General features: G+C 45.6%; 5 protein-coding genes. 2 read left to right on the forward strand and 3 right to left on the reverse strand.

Annotated features, from left to right (window positions below; translation table 11 throughout):
• Positions 1–84: 84 nt before the first annotated feature.
• Positions 85–1,695, forward strand: coding sequence for an adenylate/guanylate cyclase domain-containing protein (locus JGK39_RS30530; protein WP_366049434.1), 1,611 nt, complete (start codon positions 85–87; stop codon positions 1,693–1,695).
• Positions 1,696–2,258: 563 nt separating this feature from the next.
• Here JGK39_RS30530 and JGK39_RS30535 read toward each other — a convergent pair.
• Complete coding sequence (locus JGK39_RS30535; protein WP_293249038.1) at positions 2,259–5,180, reverse strand: PAS domain S-box protein; 2,922 nt, start codon at positions 5,178–5,180, stop codon at positions 2,259–2,261.
• A gap of 995 nt (positions 5,181–6,175) precedes the next feature.
• Here JGK39_RS30535 and trpD point away from each other — a divergent pair.
• Positions 6,176–7,291 carry an anthranilate phosphoribosyltransferase gene (trpD, locus tag JGK39_RS30540; protein ID WP_293249035.1) on the forward strand — a complete coding sequence of 372 codons (1,116 nt, stop codon included), beginning with the start codon at positions 6,176–6,178 and terminating at the stop codon, positions 7,289–7,291.
• Between the two features lie 315 nt (positions 7,292–7,606).
• Here the strand turns inward: trpD and JGK39_RS30545 are convergent, their stop codons facing one another.
• Both JGK39_RS30545 and JGK39_RS30550 read right to left on the reverse strand, forming a co-directional pair.
• On the reverse strand, positions 7,607–8,344 hold the full coding sequence (locus JGK39_RS30545) for a retropepsin-like aspartic protease (RefSeq protein WP_293249032.1): 738 nt from the start codon (positions 8,342–8,344) through the stop codon (positions 7,607–7,609).
• A gap of 51 nt (positions 8,345–8,395) precedes the next feature.
• A partial coding sequence (locus JGK39_RS30550) for a transposase (RefSeq protein ID WP_366049437.1) occupies positions 8,396–9,509 on the reverse strand: 1,114 nt, incomplete at its 5' end.

Below are 9,509 nucleotides of genomic sequence, written 5' to 3' on the forward strand. Positions count from 1 at the left end.
TGACTTGCTCTGCATTTAGATGATTTTTGGCTGGCATACTTCGGGCTTTTCTGTGACTTGTGATTTATTATTATACCAGTTTTAATGCGAAACAGCTTAATTATTTCCGATCATATCATGCCTGAGATGAAGGGAGATGAACTATTAAAACAAGTCCATATACTTTCTCCCAACACTATCAAAATTATGCTGACAGGGCAAGCAGATATTGAGGCTGTGGGAAATGCTATAAAAAATGCAAATTTATATCGTTATATAGCTAAACCATGGCAGCAAGAAGATTTGAGTTTGACGGTAAAAGAAGCAGTAAACAGTTATATTCAAAATCAACTGCTGGCAGCCCAAAACGCGCAGCTTCAGCAAATGAATCAGGAATTGGCGCATTTAAACCGCGAGCAAGCCTTGCTAATTACCCTACTTCACGAAAATGAAAATCGCTTGACGCAGTTTTTGGAAGCAATGCCAATTGGGGTGGGAGTCTTGGACTCGGAGGGCAAAATTTACTATGTTAATCAGAAAGCAAAAAACATATTTGGCAAAGGAGTTGTACCGGATACGAGTGCCGAACAATTGTCCGAGGTTTATCAAACCTATGTAGCAGGAACAGATCGAGAATATCCTCCCGAAAATTTACCGATTGTGCGGGCATTGAGGGGGGAAAATGCCACTGCTGAAGATATAGAAGTCCACAACGGCGATCAAATTATTCCCTTGGAAATTTCGGCAACTCCGATTTATGATACAAATGCAAAAGTTACCTATGCTATTAATACTCTTCAAGATATTACCGATCGCAAAAAAGCTGAAGCCGAGCGCAAAAATCTGATTGCAGAACTTTTTCAAGTTAATTGCAATCTGGAAATGGCACTAGATACAGAAGTAAAAATCACTAAAGCAACCAGTCGCTTTGTGCCCAATCAGTTTTTATCTTTTTTGGGATGTGACAGTATTGTTGATGTTAAATTGGGAGAAGCGGTGGAGTTGGAAATGTCGATTTTGTTTTCTGATATCCGCGATTTCACAACTATTTCGGAACAGATGACACCGCAAGAAAATTTTAAATTTATAAATTCATATTTGAGTTATATGGAACCGCTGATTGTGGAAAATCAGGGGTTTATTGATAAATATATTGGCGATGCAATTATGGCTTTGTTTAGCGAGGGCGCCGACAATGCTGTGAAAGCGGGAATTGCGATGCTGCATACTCTTGCTGAATACAATCAACATCGCGCTTCTATGGGCGGTGTGCCGGTTCAGATTGGGGTGGGAATCAATACTGGTTCTTTGATGCTGGGTACTGTTGGCGGAAACAGCCGAATGGACGGTACTGCGATCGGCGATGCGGTTAATTTGGCTTCTAGGATGGAGAGTTTGACGAAGAATTACGAGGTGCCGTTGTTAATTACTCAGCAGACGTTCGATCGCTTGACAAATCCTGCTGATTATGCAATTCGGGTAATCGATCGAGTTCAGGTTAAGGGTAAGTCTGAATGGGTTACTGTGTATGAAGTTTTTGATGCGGATTTGCCGGAACTTAAAGCGGGGAAGTTGGCTACTTTGCAACTGTTTGCTCAGGCTTGGTCTTTGTACAATATCTATAATTTTAGCGAAGCTGCGACACTTTTTGCCGATTGTTTGCGGCAAAATCCGGGGGATAGGGTGGCTCAAATTTATTTGGATAGGTGTCAGTAGTTAGTTGACAGTTGACAGTTGACAGTTGACAGTAGTAGGGTGCGTCAGGTGGAAAATTATTAGTCTGCGAGCGTCATATTTAGACCTGACGCACCCTACTAACTAGAAACCGGGTTTTTTCGAGAATTGTTCGTTACAGCCGAAGATATTGCGAAAAACCCGGTTTCTTTGATTTTGGGTGTCGCGTAACATTGAGGAAAGTTCATTTGTCCGTGGATGGGATTATTTGTCCGCGGGCTAGTTTGCTTGTCCGCGAGTCCGCCAGGGGTTGAAACCCCTGTCTCATAGCTTAAGTCCGTTGAAACCGACTGAAAAATGATGAAAAATACTGGAAAATTTGTTGATTTAATTTGTTTTTCAGTCCTCTAAAAGAGGACTTTCGCTAGGAGACGGGGGTTTGAAACGAACGGCGGACTTGCGGGTTAGCGTGAGGGATTCTGGTGGCCCAAATGTGCGATAGCTAACCGTGGGTGCGTCAGGTGGAAAATTATTAGTCTGTGGTGGTCATATTTAGACCTGACGCACCCTACAATCACTAATGACTAATGACTGCTGACTAATGACTACTGACTAATTTGCTCGATCGGCATTTCGATGATAAACTCGGCTCCTTGGCCCGGTGCAGATACGCAGCTCAGCGTCCCGCCGTGCTGTTGGAGGACTTTGTAGGAAATGGACAGGCCCAAACCGGTGCCTTTCCCTGCGGGTTTGGTGGTAAAAAAGGCCTCGAATAACTGCTGGCAAACTTCTTCGGGCATACCGGGGCCGTTGTCAGAAATCCGAATTACAGCATTGGAGTTTTGGACTTCCGTTTTAATTTTAATTTTGCTGCGATTAGCTTTGGCTTCGGCAACCGATCGCCCTGCGTTGTATTCCTCGATCGCGTCGATCGCATTTCCGATCAAATTCATAAACACCTGATTGATTTTACCAGAATAGCACTCAACTAAAGGCAAATTGCCATATTCTTTAATTACCGCAATTTCGGGATAGCTGCCGCGCGCTCTCAACCGGCTTTGCAGGATCAGCAGCGTTCCTTCAATGCCTTCGTGCAGGTTAACTTTGGTCATTTGAGAATCGTCTTTGCGAGAGAAATTTCTGAGCGATCGCACAATTTCCCGAATGCGATCGGCCCCTATCTGCATCGAAGATATTGCTTTTGGCAAATCTTCTAAGAGAAAATCTAGCTCGATATCCTCAATTTTATCTTGAATTGGTGCCGGCGGCTGCGGGCAGTGTTCCTGATACATATCGATTAAATTCAGCAAATCTTCCGTGTAGTGACCTATGTGGACGAGATTGCCGCAGACGCTGCTAACGGGATTGTTAATTTCGTGAGCCACACCGGCTACCATTTGACCGAGGGTAGACATTTTCTCGGTGTGAATCAATACTGCTTGAGTTTGCTGCAATTCGTGCAAAGTATTTTCGAGCTGAAGTTTTTGTTGGGTTAACTCTGTTTGCGATCGCAGCAAAGCTTCCTCGCTGCGTTTTTGTTCGGAAATATCAGTAATTAACCCTTCTAAAGCTATCAATTCACCTGAGTCGGAATATACTCCCAAACCTTGCTCCCAAACCCATTTTAATTCGCCGTTTTTAGAAGTTATGCGGTAATTTAGCTGATAGGGTCGATTTTCTTGCAGGGCAATTTCTACGGCATTACAGAAGATTTCGCGATCGTCGGGGTGAGTCAATTCCGAGAGAGAAATTTGCCGAGTGCCGATAAATTCTTCTGGAGAATAGCCGGATAATTGATAGCAACCTTCGCTGACAAACTCCATACTGCGATCGGCATCGTTGCGAAAACGGTAGGCCATCCCCGGCAAATTGCTCATCAGCGTGGACAATGCGCGCTGGCTTTCCCGCAGGGCTTCTTCGGCGTGTTTGCGATCGGTAATATCCGTCATCACCACCAGCACGCAGAGTTCCCCCTCCAAATTAATCAATTCGGCTGACACCAAACACACCACCACCGATCCCGACTTCACGCGAAATTCGCATTCCTGGTTCCGAACAACACCCTGTGCTTGCAGCAATTGCCTAAAATCAAGTCTGTCTTGAGGCCTTACCCAAATATTTAATCCCGCTACTGTATTGCGGGTCATTTCTTCTAAACTGTAACCAGTTATCGACAAAAAACTATCATTAGCTTCTATAAAACGACCCTCAGCAAAAGTAGTAATAGTCATCGGATCTGGACTCGATCGAAAAGCCTTAGAAAACTTTTCCTCCGACAAACTCAACTGTTTAATAGCGTCTTCCAACTGACTTGTCCGCTCTTTTACCCGGCATTCCAACACCTCGTTAGCCTGCTTCAGAGCAACCTCTGCCTGCACACGATAAGTGATATCGCGCACCACGGCTTGCAGCCCCATTTTGCCGCCGATATCCATAGAAGTTAACAGCACTTCCGCCGGAAACTCGGAACCGTCCAAACGGCAGTGCCGCCAATCAAAACGACAATTTCCCGTTTCCAGAGCCCTATTAATTCGCTCTAGAGACAGACTCATAGAATCTTGTCCGTCGGGTTGCAGCGGCGGGCTAAATTCCGAAGGATGCTTGCCGCAAAACTCCGATTCTGTGCTGCATCCAAATAACTTTAAAGTAGCCGGATTGCAATCCAAAAAACCCTCTTTGTCTAGCAGCATTACCGCATCTGTCGTCGATTCGTACAGAGTGCGAAACTTCTTTTCCGATGCTTGCAAAGAAGCAATCAACTGCATTCTTTCTTCTCCCGCCCGCTTTTGCTGAGTAATGTCCTGCATTACTTGAGAAAAGCCCTGCAACTCTCCGCTTTCATCCCACAAAGCAGTAACAATAATCTTCGCCCAAAATCTGGAGCCGTTTTGACGAAACCGCCAGCCTTCACTTTGATATCTACCTGCGGCAGTAGCTGTGACTAATTTTTCTTGCGGCAGGCCAATTGCAATATCTTCAGGCGTATAAAAACATTCAGACTTTTTGCCGACTATTTCGCTGGCTTCATAGCCTAAAATTCGTTTTGCTCCGGAATTCCAGCTCGCTACATATCCCTTAGTATCTAACATGAATATAGCATAATCTTTAACACCTTCAATTACCATCCGCAGGCGTTCTTCACTTTCTCTAAGTCTAGATTCGGCATTTTTGCGCTGGGTGATATCTTCCACAAAACCTTCGTAATAGAGCAATTGATCGCTTGGATTGCGGACGGCTCGGGCATTTTCCGCGATCCAAATTACTGTGCCATCTCGGCGATAAATCTGCGACTCAAAATCTGACACGATTCCTTGTTCTTGCAAAGCAGAAATAAAATCATTGCGGCGATCGGGATTGACGTAAAGCTGATCGCTGATATCAGTCAGACTGTCCATCAATTCTGCGACCGAATTATATCCGTAGATGCGAGCCAAAGCTGGGTTAGCGCTGATGTAGCGACCGTCATGGGTTGTTTGGAAAATGCCGGAAACAGCATTTTCAAACATACTCTGATATTTTGCTTCCATTTGGTGTAGTGCCTCCTCGATATTCAGGCATTCTATCGCTTTGTTTTCCAATTTACACTCTATCGTTTTGTTTGCTAATTTTTGGTGTGCCATTTTTGAATACCCTGCTGTATTTTTGTGAAAAATTCAATATTTTTGGCTGTCTTTTAGTAGTAGAGATGCTGTGTCGCCCTGCCTATAAATCAACCGCCCGTGCGATTGTTTCTCGGAATGCTCATTTATCGGCAACACATATCAGGACACAAGGCTGTGTTGTGTCCCTACAGAATATGTGTATTTTATCCGATCGAGAACTGCTAGAGTCTGGGATTCCCGGGACACTGCTGTCTTTATGAACTTCATCTACTGCGCTGTTAGTTGTTAGTAGAGTTGCGAAAGTTTAACGAGTAGGGTCTATTTTATTTTGAGCTACAAATGACTGTCAAAATCGGATTTGCCAATCAATCTGCTGAAAATTGCGATGGTTTGACGAAAACCCGCCTGTTAAAAGCTTCCTGAATAAATGAGAAATAATTGTACACCCTGAAATTAGCTGCAAGCTGTTTTTTCCTGTTTCGGCAGCGGCTTTTACAACGATCGAGCCTGTTGTACAGTACCAACTGCTGGTTTTTTAGACGCTCGCCCTCGGGCGTCGGGCCCCGCAAGCTACGGCTAACTTGCTGCAAGTAATCCGCTGCTCAAGCTGAATGCTTGCCCCCAATATGCCAGTTACCATTGATTTTTGCTGGCAGATTATATAGCTGACGGTCGATCGCTCTTTAGTAGATGAACCCCTTGTCTAAAATTGTCACAATCCGAGGGAGCATTGTTGTATCAAAAAATTCATATTGAGCTAGTTTGTTTGGATAAATTCTGTAGCCGTGCTGTCATTTAGGCAAAAATCTGGGCAGCGGCGCGCAAAATTGGGTCGGCCAGTCTGGTAAAATCCCGATCGACACTCGGCGCAGCCCCGACATCAAACAGCCCACCCCAGCAAAAAAAATCATTGTCGCTACATGACTGATTCTCCCGTACTTACAACACCAGATATATCCGCAGCTTCAACCTTGAGGGTGGATTCTCCCCTGTGGCCAACCCTGCTGCAACAACTGTTAGACAGACAATCTCTCTCGCGCGCCCAAGCCGCCGATTTAATGCAGGGATGGCTCGCAGAAGCCATACCCCCCGCGCTTTCAGGAGCCATTTTAGCAGCCCTCCAAGCCAAAGGCATCTCGGCCCCAGAATTAACAGGAATGGCTCAGGTATTGCAGTCTCAGTCTGTGACGGGCGAGTCTCAGAGCGTTGTCGATCGCAAATCTCCCATCTCCAATCTCAAATTAATCGATACTTGCGGCACCGGCGGAGACGGTGCATCAACGTTTAACATTTCCACTGCTGTAGCCTTTGTCGCTGCAGCAGGCCAAGTTCGAGTCGCCAAACACGGAAATCGATCGGCATCCAGCAAAGTCGGTTCGGCTGACGTGCTCGAAGCACTCGGAGTCAATCTCAGCGCCGATCCAGCCAAGGTAAAAGCTGCGGTGGACGAAGTAGGCATCACCTTTTTATTTGCGCCTGGGTGGCATCCCGCACTTAAGGCTGTAGCGTCGCTCCGGCGCACTTTGAGGGTGCGGACTGTTTTTAACCTTTTAGGGCCGCTCGTCAATCCTATGCGCCCTACAGGGCAGGTAATCGGGGTGTTCGATCCCAGTCTGGTATCAACTATTGCCCAAGCTTTGGGCGAGTTGGGGACTGAGTTGGCGGTAGTGGTTCACGGCCGAGAAAAGTTGGATGAGGCGGGCTTGGGTGATGTGACGGATTTGGCGGTTTTGTCGGGCGGCCAAGTGGAACTGACGAGTTTGCACCCGGAACAGGTAGGATTGACGCCAAGTGCGATCGGCTCCTTGAAAGGCGGAAATGTTGAGGAAAACGCCGAGATTTTGCGGAATGTTTTGCAAGGAAAAGGTACAGCAGCACAAATGGATGTTGTAGCTTTGAATGCGTCTTTGGCTTTTCAGGTGGGAGGTGTAATCCCGATCGGTTCCCACGCAGCAGGAGTTTCTCTGGCGTCTGAGATTTTATCGAGCGGCGAATCTTGGTTGAAGTTGCAGCAGTTGGTGGAGTTTTTGCGGTGAAGTCATTAGTCAGCAGTCATTAGTCAGCAGTCAGCAGTCATTAGTCATTAGTTATCAAGAAGAAGGAAGAGGGGGAGCATCTCAGTTTTGATTTTGTAGTGCGAACTCGCGACAGAGCGCACTCCCAAAAAACGCTTTTCACAAAATCGGCATATTCTCCAATATTCGGGGGTTCTACAATCGTCAAAACCTCTCTCGACCGAACATTTTTGAGAGTCGCTCCACCGTAGAATCTTCCGACTTCACGCTTGACGAATTCCTAATGACCGATGACTAATGACTAATGACCGATGACTAATGACTAATGACTTCTCTTTAAGAGCGCGATCGAAATTCAATCACATCTTGCTTAATAGTCACATCTTTATTACCAAAAAAATCGTGACCGAGCAGCCCGATTTCTAGTGCTGGGGAGATTGGCACAACTATATTGTTAATCGCCAAACCGCCAGCTTCGATAGAAGTAAGACTGCCGAGAGAAAAAGTAGCCTCTCCGTTGGGAGTTTTTGCTTGCACGGTTCCTTTTGGAACTATCCCCAAAGCGGTAGCCATAGCTGGCGTAATTACTGTGCGGCTGGCTCCAGAATCTACCATCATCTCAAACTTTTGTTTGCCGTTAAAGGTGACTTCTATGACTGGGATATTAGCTTCTCGGCGTTTAATTTTGACTAGAAACACTCCAGACTTGGCATCAGACTTGACATCAGACTTAACATCAGACTTAGTATCAGGCGAAGCAGCGGGAGTCGATTCTTGAGGGAGAAAACCGCATACCGATCTGCTCAAACTGACAGTTTGGCCCCGGTCGTTCCGCATGAAGCATCCCTCACTTTCTTGAGCAGCCGCTCGCGAGGAGTTGACTGCGGTGCAAACTAAAATTGAACTGCTCAGAGAAATAACCGCTGTTAAAGCCAGTACAGGTTTCCGCAGGTTTTGAGCGTTCAGCAGAGGCTTGATTGAGTTAGAGGGTAAAGGTAAGGGAGATTTGCAGACCATGGTTCGATAAAACGGTTTAGGTCGATCGTAACAACGACAACTGCCTTTTGTTGACAAACCTCTGCCTAAAGGCGAGAGGATTCTTGCTTCGCAGGGATTCCGACGAATTTACCTGCTAGCAAGCATCTTGACCGTATGCCCTACGGCTGCAAGTCCTCTAATTAGAACTACTTGAGCGGCTGCAACATCTCTATCCGTTGTATAACCGCAATTTGAGCAATTATGAGTACGCTCGAAAAGCTCTTTTTTGCCTGTTTCGACACCACAATTTGGACAAATCTGACTGGTTTTCCTGGCATCCACTTTTTGGAAGTACACCCCGCGTTTTAAACAGGTTTGTTCCAAAACAGTTAAAAATTGACCCCATCCAGCATCTAAGCAGTGCTTACCCAGCATCCCTCTGGATAGTCCAACTAAATTTAAGTCCTCAACGAATACCATCCCCACATCGTTGCAAATTTGATGAGAGATTTTGCGATGCCAATCTCTTCGACAATTAGCAACGTATTCATGCAAAAGAGCAACTTTTTTCTGAGCTTGGCGCCAATTATTTGACCCAATGCGCTTTTTACTCACACGTTTTTGCAGCAATTTCAGCTTGCGTTCTGCGTCTATAAAAAACCTTGGCCGCTTGACTAGAAGACTATTAGAAGTTGCTATGAAATTCGTTAGTCCGACATCGATTCCTAGGGGATTTCCGTGTGGCATTACGTCGGGAATTTTTACGTCCCATTCAACGGTCAGCATTAGATACCAGCCGGATGCACGATTTACTACCCGTGCCTGCTTAATAATTCCACCATCGGGAATCGCTCGGGATTGCCAAAATTTTACCCAGCCAATTACAGGCAGTTTGACACTACTATTTTGAATTGGGTTTAAACTTAGTTGTGGAAACACAAAAGACCTCATGGTTCCCCTTTTTTTGAATCGGGGAAATCCGTGGTTTTGTTCCCACATACTTACAAATGCCTTTTCTAGTCGGCGCAGCACTTGTTGTAAAGCTTGAGCATTGATACGTTGCAATGCAGGGCTGGTTTTCCTGTATGCAGTTAAGGCTTTACATTGAGTTGAGTAAGTTGGTCTGGGTGTGTCAGCAGGAATGATGAATTCCGAGCGAAGAGAACAAGCGTCAATCCGACATTTTCGCGAATTATACCAATCTTTACGTTCTTGCAGGGCATAATTATATACCTTGCGACATTGTTCCAACCAATCCTCA

Source organism: Microcoleus sp. PH2017_12_PCY_D_A (assembly GCF_020738565.1).
GTDB lineage: Bacteria > Cyanobacteriota > Cyanobacteriia > Cyanobacteriales > Microcoleaceae > Microcoleus.

Excerpts from the sequence above, each read along its gene's own strand:
- JGK39_RS30530 (WP_366049434.1), top strand. The coding sequence starts at position 85 with ATGCGAAACAGCTTAATTATTTCCGATCATATCATGCCTGAGATGAAG.
- JGK39_RS30535 (WP_293249038.1), bottom strand. The coding sequence starts at position 5,180 with ATGGAAGCAAAATATCAGAGTATGTTTGAAAATGCTGTTTCCGGCATT.
- trpD (WP_293249035.1), top strand. The coding sequence starts at position 6,176 with ATGACTGATTCTCCCGTACTTACAACACCAGATATATCCGCAGCTTCA.